This window comes from Pedobacter sp., from assembly GCF_035566355.1.
In the GTDB taxonomy this organism is placed as follows: Bacteria; Bacteroidota; Bacteroidia; order Sphingobacteriales; family Sphingobacteriaceae; genus Pedobacter.
The window spans coordinates 1-19032 of record NZ_DATMRL010000385.1 but is presented as its reverse complement, the minus strand read 5'-3'; the positions used below and the strand labels follow the sequence as shown (position 1 = coordinate 19032).

Here is a 19032-nt window from a genome sequence, read left to right as displayed (position 1 = left end):
ACATTGCTGCGATAGAAGCTGCATTTTCCAATGCCACACGGCCCACTTTAGTTGGGTCAATAACACCAGCTGCAATTAAGTTCTCATATACATCTGTACGGGCATTGTAACCGAAATCAGCTTTGCCTTCTTTTACTTTTTGTACCACGATAGAACCTTCGATACCTGCATTTTCGCAGATTTGACGTAAAGGCTCTTCAACAGCACGTTTCACGATAGCGATACCTGTAGTTTCGTCATCATTAAGACCTTTCATGCCTTCTAAAGCTTCGATAGCGCGGATAAAAGCAACACCACCACCAGCAACGATACCTTCTTCAACAGCCGCACGGGTTGCATGTAAAGCATCATCAACACGGTCTTTTTTCTCTTTCATTTCTACTTCAGAAGCAGCACCTACATAAAGAACAGCAACACCGCCAGCTAATTTAGCCAAACGCTCCTGTAATTTTTCTTTATCGTAATCAGATGTTGTCGTTTCAATTTGAGCTTTAATCTGGTTAACACGAGCTTTGATGTCTTCAGACTGACCAGCACCATTGATCACAGTCGTGTTGTCTTTATCAACAACCACTTTCTCAGCAGTACCTAAATAAGTCAGGTCGGCATTTTCCAGTTTATATCCTCTTTCTTCAGAAATTACTGTACCACCAGTTAAGATAGCGATATCTTCCAGCATTGCTTTTCTGCGGTCACCAAAACCAGGCGCTTTCACAGCAACAACTTTCAGAGATCCACGGATTTTGTTCACCACCAAAGTTGCCAGTGCTTCACCATCTAAATCTTCAGCAATGATCAACAAAGGTTTTCCGGTTTGAACTTGTTTTTCAAGGATCGGCAGCAATTCTTTCATGTTGCTGATCTTTTTATCATAGATCAAAATGTAAGGGCTTTCTAATTCCGCTTCCATTTTATCTGCATTGGTCACAAAGTAAGGTGATAAATAACCACGGTCAAATTGCATACCTTCAACTGTTTTTACTTCAGTTTCAGTACCTTTTGCTTCTTCTACCGTAATTACACCATCTTTACCCACTTTGCTCATGGCTTCAGCGATTAAAGATCCGATTACTTCATCGTTATTTGCTGAAATTGAAGCAACTTGTTTAATCTTGTTGTTGTCTTCACCAACAGTTTGAGATTGTGATTTTAAGTTTTCTACAATTGCAGTTACCGCTTTGTCGATACCACGTTTCAAATCCATTGGATTTGCACCTGCAGCAACGTTTTTAATACCAGCAGTAACGATAGCCTGAGCCAATACAGTTGCAGTTGTAGTTCCGTCACCTGCGATATCCGCAGTTTTAGAAGCTACTTCTTTAACCATTTGAGCACCCATGTTTTCAATTGGATCTTTTAATTCAATTTCTTTAGCTACAGTAACACCATCTTTGGTAACGGCAGGTGAGCCAAATTTTTTATCGATAATTACATTACGGCCTTTAGGACCTAAAGTTACTTTTACAGCATTGGCCAAAGTATCAACACCTCTTTTCAGGGCGTCACGGGCTTCTACGTTATATTTTACTTGTTTTGACATTTTCTTTTTGTTGATTTAATGTTTTAAAGTTAAAATGCGCATGTTTAATTTAGCATTTCATCAATTTCATTGATTAAAGAGTTCCTAAAATATCAGAATCTCTCATGATTAAATACTCTTTACCTTCGATGGTTACTTCTGTACCACCGTATTTGCTGTATAAAACCTGATCTCCAACTTTAACGCTCAAAGGAATTAAATTTCCAGTCTGATCTGCATATTTACCCGGACCAACTGCTACTACTACTCCTTGTTGAGGTTTTTCTTTAGCGGTATCAGGGATATAGATACCTGAAGCTGTTTTTTCTTCTGCAGCGGCAGCTTCAACAACTACTCTATCTGCATTAGGTTTAAAGTTTAAAGCCATAACTTATTCTTAAATTTAAATTTTATATTAAATATGAAAAGCGCATAATACGCCGTACTCATAGTATCAGTTTTTATGCCAAGCCTCGATAGCTTGCCAAATTTACACAGCCTTGTCAGCTAAAGGTTTGAGGTGTTTAAGTTTTGTGTCAGAGTGGCAGAAAGCACAAAGCCCGCTAAGAGTAAATCTTAACGGGCTTTCTATATGGTTTATGGAACCGTCTTATTTAGCTGGCTTATTTTGGTCAGCAGGAGCCGGTGCCGGAGCAGGTTTCTGTGTATTGTTTGCCGGTAACTGGCCAAGCGGAGAAGGTGCAACAGTTTTATCCAGCTGCTCCTGAATCTTGGAAGGTCCAGATCCTGTATTTCCTGTTTTTGCAATTGTGGTTACAGTTAAAGAAATCACAACGATCAAAGTCAGACAAATCCAGGTACCCTTTTCAAGAACATCACCTGTACGCTGAACACCAAACATGTTACTTCCCGAACCACCTGTAGCTAAACCACCACCTTTAGGATTTTGTATCAAAACAAACAGGCCTAATGCGATGCAAATGATGATCAATAAAATAATTAAAAAAATCATAGTCGTTTATATAGTTAAATTTTCTTTTCTAAAGATTGGATAAGGTCGGCAAAGTAACGGCTTTTTTCTGGAAACTTCAAACTTAATTTTTGATAAGTATCTATTGCCTTGTGATAAAGCATCTGTTCAATATAGATTTTGGCCAGGGTTTCCGATACCAGATCATTGTGGTCTTCGGCACTTTTCTTTGCTTTGTTCTCATTGTCGATCTGCTCTGCATTCGGGGGACCGATTTGAGGGTCCTTTTTTAAGAAATTGTCAATGATTTCCGTTTCCTTATGGTCAACAGGTTTTCCGAGCGGTGTATTGTCTGTCACTTCATCCGCATCAAATGGACTTTGAAGGTGAAATATATGTTCTACATACTGCTGCTGCAGCTCACCGGGAGTGTTGCTTTTTTTGGGAGAGGCATAAGGTTGAAAAATGGACTGATGCTCTTTGCGTGTTTTAGCCAACCACCACAAAAAAGTATAAGGTAGGGTGTCGTCATGATAATTGCTCACGGTTGCCGTCTCTTCGGGCTGAACATCTGCAGGAGGAGTAAGCTCTTCCCTGGAATCCTCCGGCGCAAATTTTTCTTCGAAAGCAAAGAAGTCAACAGACATGCCTTCCAGTACAAAGTCATCCTCAATAGTCTCTATTCTTGCAGAAGGATCATCCTGGGCGGGAGGAGGGGCCTGATGAGTAGCGGGCCGAAAATCTTCCACATTCAATTCTGAGATTTCTTCAAATATTTCTTCTTCTTCAAAATCTGTCTGAGGGCTTACGCCAGTCAATTCAAAGTCTCTCTGAAGCGGCCATTCCTGCTGTTCCAGTACCTTGTGAAGTAAAGTGCCGTTGGTATAAAATGCAGCCTTATTCCTGGAAGGGCCATCGGCGGTATTTGCTTTTGCCGACAGCAGGTGCACTGGCTGGAAATAAGGATACAGCCTTGTCAGATCTTCTAATAAAGAAATATCCTGCTGATCTGCCAGATTCGGCTCAGCAAGCAATATTGAAAGTCTATCTTGTCTATTTTTTTCCAGCTCCACGTTGCTAAGTTAGGGATTGAAATTCATTTAGTTTACCACTGTGCAAAAGCCCTGTTAAAAATATCATCGACCAGCATCACATTTACATCTTTAATCAGTTGGGGCTCAAGTTGCTGTATCGTAGTTCCGTTTAAGGGGAAATTTTTAAACTTGGTAAAAGTCTCTTCAAAACTCTGTTTTGGGTTGAGGTTGTTGGTGTATTTTGCAGTAACCGTGATCGTGATCCTGTTGGTTCCTGGGGTAAGTTGCTGATTATCTGTAATGGTTACAGGTACAATCTCATAATTGGTAATGCGGCCTTCAATTGTCGCATCAGCTTCATTTTGAGTAATGCTTAAACTGGTCTGCTCCCGGATGCGTTTTTTCAAGGCTTCAGTAAAATCCTGACTCAATGTTGGGATGACAAGGGGTGCATTGTTCTCAAAGAACTGTATATTGATGGTCTTCATGTTGGGCGGAATGGAAGCCCCGTTCAATTTGATCGTACAGGAATTGAATGTAACCACAATAAGTGCCAGCAGTATCGATAATTTCTTCATATTAGTTCAAGTTCAATTCCTTAATCTTTCTATATAATGTCCGTTCAGAGATACCCAGTTCCTGCGCAGCAAATTTACGTTTGCCTTTGTGCTTCTTCAATGCTTTTTTGATCAGATCAGATTCTTTATCAATTAAAGACAGGGATTCTTCCACTTCTTCTGCATCGTGTGCATAATTATACTCTACAGGGGTATTGGATACAGGTTTTTTGATGGTGAGTGTGGGCTCCAGACCAGAGCCCAGTTCCGTATCCTGGTAAAGCTGATTGATGAAGTGAGGATTGTCTGCAATAATATGAGAAGTGTTTCCTCCGCTCTGGATAATTTCAGCAACCAGTTTCTTGAGCTCCATCATATCCTTTTTCATGTCAAAAAGAACTTTGTACAGGATATCACGTTCAGTAAAATCTTCTTTATTGTGCTGTCCGCTTAGGGCCGGCAGATTACCGGAACTTTCATTCGGAATATAGTTCAGCAGCGCCTGTGCAGTTACATTTCTGTCTTTTTCCAGTACACAGATTTGCTCCGCGATATTTTTTAACTGGCGCACATTACCCGGCCAGCTGTAATTGCTGAGCATTTGTATGGCATCCGGCTCCAGTTGAATGCCCGGACTGCGGTATTTATCACTAAAATCTGCCGAAAATTTTCTGAACAATAAATAAATATCCTCTTTACGCTCATGTAGGGCCGGTATTCTTAAAGGAACAGTGTTTAAGCGATAATAAAGATCTTCGCGGAACTTTCCCGATTTTACACGATTGTACACATCTACATTGGTGGCTGCAATAATCCTTACATCCGTTTTTTGTACTTTGGATGAACCTACCCGAAGATATTCCCCACTTTCCAGTACCCTCAGCAAACGGGCCTGAGTACCCAGTGGAAGTTCTGCAACCTCGTCGAGAAATATAGTACCACCGTTGGCCACTTCAAAATAACCTTTCCGGGCTTCGTGGGCACCAGTAAAAGATCCTTTCTCATGTCCAAATAGTTCAGAATCAATTGTTCCTTCCGGAATAGCACCGCAGTTCACGGCGATAAATGCCCCGTGTTTTCTGGCGCTCAACTGATGTATGATATGTGAAAAAACTTCCTTACCACTACCACTTTCACCTGTAATTAAAACAGACATATCCGTAGGGGCAACTTGTCTCGCAGTATCTATAGCCCGGTTTAAAAGGGGAGAGCCCCCAATGATACCGAAGCGGTTTTTAATGTCTTGTATATCCATATATTAATCTGCTATTCTGCCCAATAAGGTAGCTGAAGTACAACGTTCAATGAATACGTTCAGATATTGCCCGGCCTTAATTTCTTGAGAAGCGGGGAAAACAACCATTGCATTCTGGTCTGTCCTGCCGCAATAGTCTTTATCTGATTTTTTAGAAGGGCCTTCTACCAGGATGCGGAGTGTTTTACCTACATTCTGCTGCAATCTGTATAAGGACCATTCCTGTTGTTTAAGCAGAATTTCACTTAACCGGCGTCTTTTTACCTCGTCAGGAATATCATCTTCCAGTTTTCTTGCCGCCAAGGTACCAGGTCTTTCAGAATAACTGAAGGTAAAAGCGAAATCGTAACCCACATAATCCATCATGGTCAGTGTTTCCTGATGCTCTTCTTCGGTTTCGGTACAGAAACCTGCAATGATATCAGAAGAGATGGCGCAATCAGGAATGATATTTCTGATGGCATCTACCCGGTTGATGTACCATTCACGTGTATAAGTACGGTTCATCAGGTCCAGGACCCTGCTGCTTCCGGATTGAACCGGCAGGTGGATATAATTGCAAATATTATCGTATTTGGCAATCGTGTATAAAACTTCGTCGGTAATATCTTTAGGATGTGAGGTAGAGAACCGGATCCGGAGTTCCGGACTGATTAAGGCTACTTTTTCGAGCAGTTGCGCAAAGTTGACTTCAATTTCAGCAGTTTCTTCTGCATCTGCACCTTTCCATTTATAAGAGTCAACATTTTGCCCCAGTAAGGTCACTTCTTTATAGCCCTTGTCAAACAAATCCTGTGCTTCAGCTAAAATAGAATGCGGGTCCCTGCTGCGTTCTCTTCCGCGGGTAAAAGGAACCACGCAAAAAGAGCACATATTGTCACAACCCCGCATAATCGAAATAAATGCAGTAATGCCATTTCCATTTAAACGTACCGGGCTGATGTCTGCATAAGTTTCTTCCCTTGACAGAAGGACATTGATGGCTTTTTGTCCGTCTTCTACCTGACCAATCAGTTGTGGAAGATCACGGTAAGCATCAGGTCCAACCACAACGTCCACCAGTTTCTCCTCTTCTAAGAATTTCGATTTCAGGCGTTCGGCCATACAGCCGAGTACACCGACGATGAGTTTTGGATTGCGGCGTTTTTCGGCGCCGAACTGAGAAAGACGGTTTCTGACCCGTTGTTCGGCATTCTCTCTGATGGAACAGGTATTGATGAATACCACATCAGCTTCTTTATAATCTCCGGTGGTTTCAAAACCCTGATCAAGCAAGATAGACGCTACGATTTCGCTGTCTGCAAAATTCATCTGGCAACCATAACTTTCGATATAGAGCTTTCTGCCGTTGCGCTTTGCGGGTGCATCTATTATTAAAGCCTCACCCTGGCGTCCTTCATCGTGTGTCTTATCTGCTAGCTGTAAATCAATCATATATAGTTACTCTTTATTGGGACTTCAAAAATACATAAATAATTTCGTAAATGACAAAGTGGCAGAGATATTGTATAGATTCTGTTTCTAGATCTGATGCTTATGGCCAAACAACAAAAAATGTCTGCGATATGGAAATGGATCATGGTTTCCTTTCTGTCCCTGTTTCTGCTTATCGGAGCAGCTGTTCTTTATTTTAGCGTTAAATGGAAACCACGTATTACTAAAAGGATCAAGACGGAAGTATACAACGGGTCACATCATTTATATAAAATAGATTTTAAGGACATTCATTTAAACATACTTCTTGGAAATGTAACGCTGGATACCCTTACGCTGATACCGGATACCGCTGAATTTCATTTGCTAAGAGATCGCGGTCTGGCGCCTTCAAACATCTTCCAGGTGAAATTGGCTCACCTCAGGCTTTCGGGAATATCCGTGCTGAAAGCTTATTTTAAAAAGAAGATCGATATTTCAAGGATCCTTCTGGATCAGCCGTCGGTGCATATGATCCATAATGATGTGGCCAGGAAGAAAAAAGAAGAAGGGCCTTCTTTGTTTGAGATGCTTTCAGGAACATTTAAATCTGTGCATGTAGGGCAAATTAAGATGAACAATGCGGATATAGACTATATCAGCGGAACCAGTTGGGAGAAACTGCATCAGATCAGACATTTCAATCTTAGGGTAGAGGACTTGTTGCTGGATTCTGCGTCCAGGCATGATTCAACCCGGTTTTATTATGCAAAAGATGTTGCATTTGAGCTGTTTGGTTACAGTGCACTCAGTAAGGACAAGATGTATACCATGAAGGTAGATACGCTTCGGGGCTCCGCTACAAGTGGAACGTTGAAAATCAAGGGACTTAAAATGGTTCCGATGTACGGAGAACTCGAGTTTACACGGAAATATAAAGTCCAGAAAGACCGTTATAATCTGGACTTTTCTGCCCTGGATTTTAAAGGGCTCAATTTTACCCGGCTGGACGACGAAGGCCGGCTCCATGCCAGTTCTCTCCAGGTGGGACCAGGAAAGGCTGCAATCTTTATGAACCGGGAACTCCCGCCCCCTTCTTTTGATAAAGGAAGGAATTATCCGCACATTGCCCTTCAACGTTTGCCTCTGCAATTGCTGATGGATACCATACAGCTGCATCATATAGATGTGGCCTATACGGAATACAATCCTATTTCAAAACAAAAAGGAACTGTTGAACTGAACCATTTGCACGGACAACTGCTGAACATCACCAATGATACCTTGCAATTGCCTAAGAAGAGTCATGCCTATGCTGATCTGCGGACAAGGGTGATGAAAGCAGCCGACTTGCATGTGAAAATTGATTTTAATCTTCAGGATAAAAATGGCGCTTTTCACTATTCCGGTAATATAGGCCCGATGGATATGGTTGCGCTCAATCCTTTGGCCAAATCGCTTGGACTGGTTAAAATTGAACAAGGGAAAGTGCAGAAGGCTGATTTTGATATTCAGGCCAATCTTCAGGGTTCAAAGGGAACGATGCACTTTTATTACAAAGACCTTAAAGTTGCTATACTTAAAGAAGGAGAAGATGGTGCACCGGCGAAGAAAAAGGGATTTTTATCCTTTCTGGCCAATAAACTGGTGATTATTGATGCCAATCCCTCCGAAGGTAAAGCCCCGCGGACCGCAAATATTGTTTTTCAGCGCAGTCCGGCAGCTTCTTTTTTTAATTTGCTCTGGAAAGGTGTTTTTGTAGGCATGCGGGAGACTATAGGTATTGGGATGGTGGAAGTCAAAAGTCCGGAGAAAGCCTATGAAAAGGTAAAAGATAAAAAGAAACAACGGCTGGAAAAGAAAACAAAAGGCTAGAGAGCAGACATACTCTGTATGGATAAAATTGTATCTTAGAAAAGATATTTGCCTTAACAAATGCCAGATCAGATCACGAAAAAGTTCAATAGCGTTAAATGGATGGCCCTGGCAGCACTGGTTGTCTTTCTGGTTTTTGGAACGGGATTTATATATTTTAAACTCCGCATTAAACCCCTTATTGAACAGGAACTCCGTGAACTTGTGCCTCGTTCAACCGAAGGGCTGTACCATCTTGATTTTACAGGTTTAAGCATCAATCTTCTGACGGCTAATGCGAGTCTTTCCAATGTAAAGCTAACTCCGGATCCAGTGGTATTGGAAAAGCTGAGGCTTTTAAAAAAAGCACCCAATAATGTTTATTATATAGAGCTCCGGAAATTGTCTGTACTGAATTTTCATTTGTTCCGGATGTTCAAATACAAAAGGCTGAATATAGATGAGATAGAAATCAACCGGCCAACGATCACCATGGTGAACCGCCAGATGGATTATAATGAAAACAGGGCTCCCCGCCCTTTGAAGTCTCCCTATGAATATATCTCGAAAGTGCTGAAAGAACTGAGTGTAGATACGGTGAATTTCCGTGAAGCTGCTTTCAAATATGTGGATAACAACAAGGTAAAGCCTGTGGTAGATTCCATTGCCAACCTGAATGTTACCCTTGCAGACTGGCTGATTGATAAGGACTCTGCAAAAGATACCACCAGGATGTACCTGCTTAAAGACATTTTACTGAACCTGGATGATTATTCCTATGCCACCCCCGACAGTCTCTACAGCATTCACCTTTCGGAAATGAATTTTAAGGCTTCGACAGGATTACTCCATGTAGATAAATTTGAGCTGCTGCCCAGGTATAGTGAAATGGAATTTGGCCAGAAGGCAGGTTATGCCAAAGACAGATACAGTATCCGGATGAACGATCTTCAGCTGACCGGGATTAATTTGCCCTTGTATATCAAGAAGCAGGAGCTGTTTGCCAGGCAAATGAGTATTGGCGACGGTGCAGTTTCTGTGTTTAATAACAATGAACTGGAAAAGCCAAAGGAGCCTAAAATGGGAAAATACCCGCACCAGCTTTTGCAGAAAGTAGGCAGTAAGATCACGATCCGGAAACTGGACCTGTACCACCTTAATATCGCTTACGCGGAGTTTGACCGGAACAGCAAGCAAAAAGGAAAGATCACCTTCGAAAATACTTCAGGAACCATCACCAACATTACCAATGCCCCGGCCGAAAAGCAAAAGAACAAATTTATGGTTGCAGACCTGACTACTTATATGATGGGACAGGGAAAATTAAATACAAAATTCAGCTTTGATTTGCTGGCAGAAGATGGCGCCTTTGCTTATTCTGGCCTTCTTCACGGATTGAATGGTCCGGCAATGAATGCTGTAACCAAACCCCTGGGTATGGTACATATCAAAAGTGGGGTAGTTGATGAACTGAGTTTTGATCTGAAGGCAAACGAATATGGTGCATCTGGCAATATGGTTTTTAAATACCATGACCTGGCCATAGCCGTTCTGAAAAGGGAAGCTGGGACGGCCTGGTTGATCCGGCAGGGTTTTCTTTCCTTTCTGGCCAACAATCTGATCATTAATCCGCAGAATCCAAGTAAAGAGGGAGTACTGAGTAAAGCCGTCATTAACTATAAACGTGCACCTGACCGCTCTTTCTTTAACCTGATCTGGAAATCACTGTTCCAGGGTATCAAATATAGTGTTGGTGTAACCCCACAAAAAGAGGCGCAAATCAAGGCTCAGGTTGCCCGGTTTGAAAAAATGAAAACCGAAAGAGACAAACGCAGGGCAAACCGCCAGAAAAGAAGGGCGCAACGTCAACAGAAGCATAAATGAAAAGGGCTGCAACATGCAGCCCTTTTCTGTAGAATAGGATTATAACAATTCAGCCGGGACTGGTTTGTTGAGCAAATTCGTGTAATAAAACCGAATCCTTTCAGAAAGATCATGGGCTGATTTTATTCCGCCCCAGCCGTGCCTTCCACCAGGATAGATCATCAGTTCAAAATGTTTGTTTAAATTTTCCAGCTTATCGATCAGCTGTATGGTGTTTTGCATATGTACATTATCGTCCATATCCCCATGCATAATCCTCAGCAATCCCTTGTAACGGTCGGCATAAGTCAGTACCGACGCATTCTTATATCCTTCCGGATTTTCCTGTGGCATATCCATAAAACGTTCCGTATAATGGCTATCGTATAGCTCCCAGCTGGTTACAGGAGCACCAGCATATCCATAATCAAAAACATCTGCTCCATAAGTTAAAGCCATGCAGGTCATATACCCTCCATAGCTGTGTCCGGTAATGAGGAGCTTATTCTGGTTTACCCAAGGCTGGGCCTTTAACCACCTGCCTGCGGTCATATAGTCTTTCATTTCCCATTTGCCAAGGTTGCGGTGCATCAGAGCAACACCTTCTTTTCCAAACTGACCGGAAGCCCGGTGGTCAACCGAAATTTGTACGATACCCTCATTTGCCCACCATTGATTGGCCGTTCCTTTCCAGGTATTGGTTACGGTTCCTGCATTCGGACCACCATACATACTGAAAATAACCGGATAACGTTTGGCTTTATCGAAATCCGTTGGGTAAGTGATCACTGCTGGTAAAAGGTAACCATCATCTGTAGGAATGGTGATCATCTCTGTTTTACCAAAAGCATATTGGCCAAAGTCTGCTGATTTGCTGTCTCCCAATTCTTTCAGGATCTTTCCATTATTGTCCAGCAAGGCTCTTTTTGGTGGGGTAGAAACATTGGAATAGGTGGTTATAAATTTATCGCCAGAAGGGGAAAGATCTACCTGATGGGTATAATCGCCAAAAGTTAGTCGTTTCAGATTTTTACCATTATAGTCAACGCGGTACAAATCTGTACGCGTAGAAGCTTCCTTGCGTGCCATAAAGTAGATCACCTTGTGCTGTTCATCTGCTTTGAGCAAACGGGTCACCTGCCATTTTCCGGTGGTGATTGGATTGACCAGCTTGCCGGCCAGGGTATACAGGTAAAAATGCGCCCAGCCGGTTTTGTCACTTTTCAAGATATAATGCTTATTGTCTTTCAGGTATTCAATACGGCCATCATAATCCAGGTCAATCCAGGAACTTTGTTTTTCATCATAAATCTCTTTCTTTGACCCGGTTAAAGGGTCAACACTATAGAATTTCAGGTTATCCTGACCGCGGTTAAGCCATTGAACCATCATGTTCCTGCTGTCAAAGCTCCAATATGGTGTGCCAAAATACTGATCGTCTTTTTCATTGAAATCTGCCCAGACCACTTTTCCGCCCGCTGAGGGTACAAAGCCAATCCTCACTTCAGGATTGGGATCGCCCGCTTTAGGGTACCTGGTTTTCTCCGTATAGCCGTGCTGGCCGGTAGATCCATTGATTGGAAACATAGGAACTTTGGTGTCATCGAAACGCATAAAAGCCAGATGTTTGCTGTCTGGCGACCACCAGAAAGCTTTGTATTTTGTAGGGCGGCCTAAAATTTCCTCAAAATAGACCCAGGAAGAATAACCATTGTAAATGACATCGGTAGCATCAGTGGTATAACGGATCTCTTTTCCGGTGGCAACTTCTACCGCATAGAGGTCATTGTTACGGGTAAATGCCATGTATTTTCCGTCCGGAGATAAGGTAGGATTCTTGTCGCCTTCTTTAACCGGGGCCTCCTCCTTCTGTTTGGCCGGGAGGCTATACACCGCATGCGCTCCGGTTTTTACATCAACCGTTTCAAATTTCCCGGCCTTCGTATTGTATTCAATAAAATGCTGGTCATCGCTCCAGCCAGAAAGATAAGGTAAAGAAGTGCTTAGAGATGGCTGGCCGCCAAAAATTTGCTGTTTGCTGAGCCTTTTCAGTTGTGCATGTCCGGAAAAGTTGAATGCGCAAACTATAGCTAAACTGCAGAGTAGAATTCTTTTCATTTTTGTAAGGTGTGTTTGAAATGTTGAAATTAGTAAAGAAGAACGAAGGGAAGAAATTGTCTGACAGATGTTACCAATTTAAGCGCATAAAGAAGGCGCCTGTGGTTCTCAGGCGCCTCAAAGAAAATCATCATGCAGAAAAAACATGACGTAAATTTTAAACCGGGCTTACAATACCCAGTTCCAGCCAAACTCATCCGGGGCAAGGCCGTAGCGGATATCATTCAGGGTTTTTGCAATACCGGCAGAAACCGTACGGGTAGAAGGATCAGTTAAAGTATATAGTTTACCTTCGTAGCTGATTTCTCCGATTGGTGTTACCGTTGCCGCAGTACCAGCAGCAAAAGCATCCGTTAAGCGGCCGCTCTCAATACCTGCAATCACTTCCTTAACGCTTACCCGTCTTTCTTCTACTTCAACACCTGCTTTATGGGCAAGTTGAATGATCGTATCTCTGGTCACCCCATCCAATACAGTGTTTCTTACAGAAGGTGTAACCAGTTTGCCGTCAATCACAAAAAGCAGATTGGCTGTACCAGCCTCTTCAATAAACTCGTGTGAAACTGCATCTGTCCAGATCAGCTGATCAAAGCCTTCTTTTAAAGCTTCCGCAAAAGGATATAAAGAACGGGCATAATTACCGGCAGTTTTGGCAAAACCAACACCACCCTCATCGGCACGTGTATATTCAGTTTCTATTTTAACTTTCAGGGCTTTGCTGTAATATGGGCCTGTTGGTGTGGTTAGCACAGCAAAAATATATTTGTCTGAAGCACGGACACCTAAATAAGGGTCTGTAGCAAACATCACCGGACGAAGGTACAGGGAATAACCATCCTGGTTAGGAACCCAGGCCTCATCTGTTTTAATCAGGGCTGCAATACCCTGCATAAAGACTTCTTCAGGAATGGTCGGCATAGACATCCGGACCGCTGATTTGTTGAAGCGCTCAAAATTCTTGTCTGCTCTGAAAACACTGATCTTACCATCCGCCTGGCGGTAAGCTTTCATGCCTTCAAAAATAGCCTGTCCATAGTGTAGGGCAGAAATCGCCGGGCTCATTGGGATCGGACCGTAAGGTAGGACCTGCAGGTTCGTCCATTCGCCATTATCGTATTCTGCGATAAACATGTGATCAGTAAAAACCTTGCCAAAAGGCAGGTTTGTTAAGTCAGTCCCAGCTAATCTGGACTGCGTAGCTTTAGTGGTTTTAATGTTTAAAGTCTCTGTCACTGCCGTATATTCTAAAAATTCAATCAAAAGTAGTTAAAAAAACCTATTCCGCACTGGTTTAATTTCAGATTAAATGGTGTGTTTCTTACACTAAGAGCCCTGAAAACCCATACTTTAGTCTTTAATACAATACCCTGAATTTAATGGTCTGTTCAATTTTTTTAAGCGCTTTAAAAAGGGCTTTATCATATTGGGCATTAATGTCTGTGATCACATAACCAATCGTCGGATTGGTCATCAGGAACTGTCCCACGATATTGATGTCATGTTTGGCAAAAATGGTATTGATCTTCGCCATAATTCCAGGAATATTATGATGAATATGGATCAGCCTGTGTGATTTCTCTATCCTTGGCAACTGCAGGTTCGGGAAATTATGACTCATATAGGTGGTGCCGGTATTCATAAAGTCGATCATCCGCTTAGGGATAAAATTCTGGTTGCGCGGATTGTGTTTCGGGTCATCAAAAACCACGATGCCCATCTCCGTACAAGTTTGAAGTTCCAGTCTTTTGGCATTACCCAGGTAGCCAATGGTTTTAAGTTTAACAGCTCTTTTTAAAGTCTCGGGTTCAACATGCTCGCCATCAGCCAGGAGCAGCATATGTACATCAGCAACATATTTTTCCTCAAAAGTTTCTTTGTGACGTATGGAAAAACCATCTTTTTTTAGCAGATCAATGCTCTCCGGTGTTGCATCACCGATCACCAGGCATAAGATTCTGTTTTTAGGATAAGAAATGGCCCTTGGTAAGTTGTTTACATACAGAAATTCATCGAAACTTGGTGTAATGTGGTCGGCTTTTTTAACAATGCTCTCCCTGGCAATATTCTCTGTAAATGCATAGAATTTTTTGATCAGCCCGCTCTCCCGGAGCTGGAAATCAGAATAGCCATCCCCAATGCCATACAGATCACCTTCCAGGTTCAGGTGCTGCATCAGTTTCACTTTACCACCTTCCTCACTTAAAGGATTGGCATGATCGTAATCGATAATCTTGCCATCACCAGTGGTTACAAAAGTATTGGCATAAATATTTTCCTTCTTGATGTGGTACTGGCTCACTACAGGCGTAATAAATTCTTTAAATCCTCCTGAAACAATGAGTACTTCGTCAGCATGTTTCTTGAAAAATTCTGCATTACGGGAAAAAGAACTGGAAACCTTTTTCTTCAGGTGTTTGATCAGCTGCTTCAGGTGGGTTTCGTCTGCTTCCAGTAATTTTACACGCTGTGCCAGGCTCTCCCCGAAAGAGAGCTTTCCTTCCATAGCCAGATTGGTGTAGTCTTCAATCTTTTTATAGATCAATTCTCTGTCCGGATGTTTTTTAAGGGAAATGCGAGCAAGTTCATCCAAGGCCTCCACCTGGGTAAAAGTACTGTCGAAATCAATAATGTAGTAGTTCTTTTGATTCATGTCAATTTTAATTTTTAACCCTGTTTAGCAGGGCGGTGCAGGTTTCTGCAATACTAAGTTCTAGTGGTCTGAACTCTATACCTATGGTTTTTTTAATTTTATCGTTGCTGTACAGGCTCTCGTTCAGACTGCTTCTGGCGGCATCGCTGGTTAATGCGGCAGGTTTGCCGGTAAAGATAGAAATGAATTTTGCGGCCCTCCAGGCCAGGCCAAGCATCCAGGCCCTGGCCTCTTTGGCGGGCGCTTTAACGCCAAAACCTCTGGCAATGGAACTGAACAATGTCTGGTAGTTGTAATTCTCGGAAGAGAGAATAAACCGGTCATCGCTTTTTCCGCTGTTCATTAAGGCGATCATCGCACTGGCAACATCGCGTACATCGACCAGGCCGGTAGCCCCTTTGGTGTAATAGGATAATCCTTCTTTGACCAGTTTGAATATAGCCCCGCTCCCCTCAAAGCCAGCATTTGCGCCAATAATCACAGAAGGGTTTACAATCACGGCGTCCAGGCCTTCGGCAATTCCCCGCCAAACTTCCATTTCTCCTTCATATTTGGAAATGGCATAAGCATGCACATGGGCATCATAGACCCAATAGTCGTCTTCTGTAATGAGTGTCATGCCTTTTTTAGGATTGCCCAGGGCGGCCACTGAACTTACATGAAGCAACCGTATGCCTTTTTCCTGGCATAGATTAACCACATTACTGGTGCCTTCAATATTTATTCTGAGCAGCTGTTCCTTGTCTTTTGGGTTGAAAGAGACCATTGCCGCACAATGATAAACCTGCGTAATATCTTCAAAGGCCTCCTCCAGTGTTGCCAGGTCATTAATGTCGGCAACGACCCACTCAATTAAGGGTTCAGTAACGAGTAATTCAGGAATTAAAGAGGTCGTTCTTTTCAGTGCACGCAGCCTGATGCCCTCACGGGTGAGCTGTTGGATCAGTTCTGCTCCTAAAAATCCAGTAGCGCCGGTAACCAGTATCATTTCATTTCTTTTAGGATGTTCCGGGTATGTTTAAAATTTATTTAAACGTACTCTTATTAATATATGCTCTCAAAAATAGATATTTGATGCCATAGATTATATTACTTTATGTCCTTATCCGATTTTTTTTCTCCTTTAAGCCTTGATAAAATCACGCCTAAACAGGGATTTTATACCAGTCAGCTGGGATTAAAGGCCAGTTTTTACACTGATGAATTTCCTGAGCTGGAAGAAAATAGCTACGATATTGCCATTATAGGTGTACTGGATGACCGGGCTGCGGTAAACAACAATGGTTGTGCACTTGGCCCGGATTATTTCAGGGCACAATTCTATTTGCTCCATGAAGGCGATTTTACCACTAAGATCGTAGACTTAGGCAACATTAAAGCCGGAGCCAGTATCTCTGACACTTATATCGCTGTCAAAATGGTGGTGGCTGAACTGATCAAACTTCATATTTTGCCCGTCATTATTGGTGGCGGACAAGACCTGACCTATGCACAATATATGGCTTATGAGGCCCTGGAACAAAAAGTAGATCTTGTGGTGGTCGATAACCGCTTTGACCTGGATGAAGATGATCATGACGGAATAGAAGCCCGCTCCGATACCTATCTCAACAAGATCTTCTTACATCAGCCAAATTACCTGTTCAACTTCAGTAATATAGGTTATCAGACTTATTTTGTGAACCAGGATAGCCTTAGGGTAATGAACAAGCTTTATTTTGATGTACACCGTTTAGGGGAATTCTCTGAAGACATCAGCCCGGCAGAACCCATCATCAGAAATGCCAATATGCTCAGCTTTGATCTTTCTGCCATCCGGTCTTCTGATGCAGGGGCCAACGCCAATGCGGGGCCAAATGGTTTCTATGGAGAGCAGGCCTGCAGGATCACCAGGTATGCTGGTATGAACGATAAACTCAGTTCGATCGGTTTCTATGAATTTAATCCCGCCTTTGACAATAACGGACAAAGTGCAATGTTGCTGGCACAAATGGTTTGGTATTTCGTAGATGGTTATTACAACCGGAAAAAAGATTTTCCTTTAACGCCCAAATCTCAGTACCTGATCTACAGAACCAGTCTGAATGAAGGACCAGGAGAAATGCTTTTTGTAAAAAGCAAGAAATCAGACCGCTGGTGGATGCAGGTTCCCTATCCGAGCGGGGTTTCTAAAAATGAACGGTACCACCTGATCCCATGCCGTTATGAAGATTACAATACCGCGGTAAATGGCGAAGTTCCTGACCTCTGGTGGCGTACCTATCAAAAGTTACTGTAATTTTTGTGTAGTGATTAACAGAAATTTGCAGACAATAATTAGCTTTGATTAACGTTTTAATAAATCGCAAACTATTATCATAAAAATAAACCCACAAATGAAAAAAACCATTTTATCTGCTGCCTTCTTATTGCCGTTAGCGGCTATGGCACAAGACGGATACACCATCAAAGGAAAAGTAGGTGCTCTGAATGCACCGGCTAAAGCGTATTTACAATACCGCACTGCAAAGGCCGTAGTGGTCGATTCTGCAGAATTAAAAAACGGTGTTTTTGAGTTCAAAGGAAAAGTAACCGCGCCAGCTGAGGCCCGTTTGATCCTGAAACACGATGCAAGCCCTGTAGATCAAAGAAAAGCAGGTGATGTACTTTCTTTCTATGTAGAAAACAAAGTGATCACTGTTAATGCGGCCGATTCTGTAAAAAAGGCTACTGTTAAAGGTTCTTTGGTGAACGATGACAATGCAAAATTAAAGGCTTTACTAAAGTCACCAAATGACAAGATGAACGCTTTGTCTGCCGAATATTATGCTAAAACAGCTGAGCAGCGTCAGGATCCTGCCTACAGAAAATCTATTGAAGAGCGTTCTGATGCTATAGAAAAAGAAATGGCACCGATCAATAAGAAATTCATTGCAGAAAACAGGAATTCTTACATTGCTTTGGTGGCTTTCAGAAACAGTATGGATCTGGACGCCGATGCAAAAGGTACAGAAGCAGATTTCAATAAATTCTCTGCTACAGTAAAAGCAACAGATTTAGGTAAAAGTATTTCTGAAGAGATCGAATCAGGTAAGAAAACGGCAGTAGGACAAATGGCAATGGATTTTACACAAAATGATGTGAATGACAAGCCCGTTAAATTGTCAGATTTCCGTGGAAAATATGTATTGGTTGATTTCTGGGCTTCATGGTGTGGACCATGCCGCGGAGAAAATCCAAACGTAGTAGCTGCTTACAATAAATTTAAAGATAAAAACTTCACTATTTTGGGCGTATCCCTGGATCAGCCGGGTAAAAAAGATGCCTGGTTGCAAGCTATCCAAAAAGATGGCCTGACCTGGACCCAGGTTTCAGATCTTCAGGGCTGGAACAATGCTGCATCTAAGATGTATGGTGTTCGTGGAATCCCTGCCAATTTCCTGATTGATCCTTCAGGTAAAATTGTTGCTAAAAACGTTAGAGGAGAAGAATTGCATAAGAAACTGGCCGACTTGCTGGGTTCTTCTAAATAAGTAAAATCATAAACTCAATAAAAAAAGCTATCTGATCCAGATAGCTTTTTTTATTTATACAGGTTTTACCGGACTGCCTGTCCAGGAGGTTCCCGGCGCCAGGACTTCTCCTTTCATGACCAGGGAGAGGGCCTCCAGCTTAACATCATTGCCAATCTCGCTGTCATATAGAATAATACTGCGCGCACCTATGCTTGTTCTTTCGCCTATTTTTACCGGACCGACTTTCATCACCCGGTCTTCAAATAAATGCGTCTGTGGTCCGCAATCTTCATTCAGTGCAGCATCATCCCCGATACTGACCATATCATATTCGGTCACATCGG

General features: G+C 42.4%; 16 protein-coding genes. 4 read left to right on the top strand and 12 right to left on the bottom strand.

From position 1 onward, the window contains the following. The 7 genes from groL to miaB all read right to left on the bottom strand — a co-directional run. The coding region (groL, locus tag VNZ46_RS14735) for a chaperonin GroEL (RefSeq protein ID WP_325560838.1) at positions 1 to 1540 on the bottom strand (1540 nt) is incomplete at its 3' end. Between the two features lie 73 nt (positions 1541 to 1613). Further along, the gene (gene groES, locus VNZ46_RS14730; protein ID WP_133783569.1) at positions 1614 to 1907 is read right to left on the bottom strand and encodes a co-chaperone GroES; all 294 of its coding nucleotides are present in this window, start codon (positions 1905 to 1907) and stop codon (positions 1614 to 1616) included. A gap of 222 nt (positions 1908 to 2129) precedes the next feature. Beyond that, a complete protein-coding gene (gene secG, locus VNZ46_RS14725; protein WP_325560837.1) occupies positions 2130 to 2492 on the bottom strand; it encodes a preprotein translocase subunit SecG in 363 nt (120 codons plus the stop codon). Between the two features lie 14 nt (positions 2493 to 2506). Then, entirely contained in the window at positions 2507 to 3523 is a 1017-nt protein-coding gene (locus VNZ46_RS14720) for a hypothetical protein (protein WP_325560836.1), read from the bottom strand. A gap of 32 nt (positions 3524 to 3555) precedes the next feature. Next, positions 3556 to 4062, bottom strand: a complete 507-nt coding sequence (locus VNZ46_RS14715) for an LptE family protein (RefSeq protein WP_199075901.1) — start codon at positions 4060 to 4062, stop codon at positions 3556 to 3558. 1 nt (position 4063) lies between these two features. Then, positions 4064 to 5296 carry a sigma-54 interaction domain-containing protein gene (locus VNZ46_RS14710; protein ID WP_133783561.1) on the bottom strand — a complete coding sequence of 411 codons (1233 nt, stop codon included), beginning with the start codon at positions 5294 to 5296 and terminating at the stop codon, positions 4064 to 4066. Between the two features lie 3 nt (positions 5297 to 5299). Further along, the gene (miaB, locus tag VNZ46_RS14705) at positions 5300 to 6730 is read right to left on the bottom strand and encodes a tRNA (N6-isopentenyl adenosine(37)-C2)-methylthiotransferase MiaB (RefSeq protein ID WP_325560835.1); all 1431 of its coding nucleotides are present in this window, start codon (positions 6728 to 6730) and stop codon (positions 5300 to 5302) included. A gap of 102 nt (positions 6731 to 6832) precedes the next feature. Here miaB and VNZ46_RS14700 point away from each other — a divergent pair, with 102 nt between their 5' ends. Further along, positions 6833 to 8584 (top strand): hypothetical protein, encoded by a 1752-nt coding sequence (locus VNZ46_RS14700; RefSeq protein ID WP_325560834.1) that lies wholly within the window; start codon positions 6833 to 6835, stop codon positions 8582 to 8584. A gap of 60 nt (positions 8585 to 8644) precedes the next feature. After that, positions 8645 to 10447 (top strand): hypothetical protein, encoded by a 1803-nt coding sequence (locus tag VNZ46_RS14695; RefSeq protein WP_325560833.1) that lies wholly within the window; start codon positions 8645 to 8647, stop codon positions 10445 to 10447. A gap of 39 nt (positions 10448 to 10486) precedes the next feature. Here the strand turns inward: VNZ46_RS14695 and VNZ46_RS14690 are convergent, their stop codons facing one another. From VNZ46_RS14690 to VNZ46_RS14675, 4 genes are all read right to left on the bottom strand, one after another. After that, positions 10487 to 12544, bottom strand: a complete 2058-nt coding sequence (locus tag VNZ46_RS14690; protein WP_325560832.1) for a S9 family peptidase — start codon at positions 12542 to 12544, stop codon at positions 10487 to 10489. 168 nt (positions 12545 to 12712) lie between these two features. Beyond that, positions 12713 to 13777: a branched-chain amino acid aminotransferase gene (locus tag VNZ46_RS14685; protein WP_108551552.1), complete on the bottom strand. Its 1065-nt coding sequence runs from the start codon at positions 13775 to 13777 to the stop codon at positions 12713 to 12715. 121 nt (positions 13778 to 13898) lie between these two features. Beyond that, positions 13899 to 15194, bottom strand: coding sequence for an HAD-IB family phosphatase (locus tag VNZ46_RS14680; RefSeq protein ID WP_325560831.1), 1296 nt, complete (start codon positions 15192 to 15194; stop codon positions 13899 to 13901). 7 nt (positions 15195 to 15201) lie between these two features. Then, on the bottom strand, positions 15202 to 16182 hold the full coding sequence (locus VNZ46_RS14675) for an NAD-dependent epimerase/dehydratase family protein (RefSeq protein WP_325560830.1): 981 nt from the start codon (positions 16180 to 16182) through the stop codon (positions 15202 to 15204). Between the two features lie 108 nt (positions 16183 to 16290). Between VNZ46_RS14675 and VNZ46_RS14670 the strand changes: the two genes are divergently transcribed. Beyond that, complete coding sequence (locus tag VNZ46_RS14670) at positions 16291 to 17472, top strand: formimidoylglutamase (protein WP_325560829.1); 1182 nt, start codon at positions 16291 to 16293, stop codon at positions 17470 to 17472. 97 nt (positions 17473 to 17569) lie between these two features. Beyond that, positions 17570 to 18706, top strand: a complete 1137-nt coding sequence (locus VNZ46_RS14665) for a TlpA disulfide reductase family protein (protein ID WP_325560828.1) — start codon at positions 17570 to 17572, stop codon at positions 18704 to 18706. 54 nt (positions 18707 to 18760) lie between these two features. Here VNZ46_RS14665 and VNZ46_RS14660 read toward each other — a convergent pair. Further along, positions 18761 to 19032 (bottom strand): hypothetical protein (locus VNZ46_RS14660; RefSeq protein ID WP_325560827.1); only part of this gene is annotated, 272 nt, incomplete at its 5' end.

Coding starts and splice junctions, on each gene's coding strand:
- VNZ46_RS14670 (WP_325560829.1), top strand. CDS start 16,291: ATGTCCTTATCCGATTTTTTTTCTCCTTTAAGCCTTGATAAAATCACG.
- secG (WP_325560837.1), bottom strand. CDS start 2,492: ATGATTTTTTTAATTATTTTATTGATCATCATTTGCATCGCATTAGGC.
- VNZ46_RS14710 (WP_133783561.1), bottom strand. CDS start 5,296: ATGGATATACAAGACATTAAAAACCGCTTCGGTATCATTGGGGGCTCT.
- VNZ46_RS14695 (WP_325560833.1), top strand. CDS start 8,645: ATGCCAGATCAGATCACGAAAAAGTTCAATAGCGTTAAATGGATGGCC.
- VNZ46_RS14680 (WP_325560831.1), bottom strand. CDS start 15,194: ATGAATCAAAAGAACTACTACATTATTGATTTCGACAGTACTTTTACC.
- VNZ46_RS14690 (WP_325560832.1), bottom strand. CDS start 12,544: ATGAAAAGAATTCTACTCTGCAGTTTAGCTATAGTTTGCGCATTCAAC.
- VNZ46_RS14715 (WP_199075901.1), bottom strand. CDS start 4,062: ATGAAGAAATTATCGATACTGCTGGCACTTATTGTGGTTACATTCAAT.
- VNZ46_RS14700 (WP_325560834.1), top strand. CDS start 6,833: ATGGCCAAACAACAAAAAATGTCTGCGATATGGAAATGGATCATGGTT.
- groES (WP_133783569.1), bottom strand. CDS start 1,907: ATGGCTTTAAACTTTAAACCTAATGCAGATAGAGTAGTTGTTGAAGCT.
- VNZ46_RS14665 (WP_325560828.1), top strand. CDS start 17,570: ATGAAAAAAACCATTTTATCTGCTGCCTTCTTATTGCCGTTAGCGGCT.
- VNZ46_RS14675 (WP_325560830.1), bottom strand. CDS start 16,182: ATGATACTGGTTACCGGCGCTACTGGATTTTTAGGAGCAGAACTGATC.
- miaB (WP_325560835.1), bottom strand. CDS start 6,730: ATGATTGATTTACAGCTAGCAGATAAGACACACGATGAAGGACGCCAG.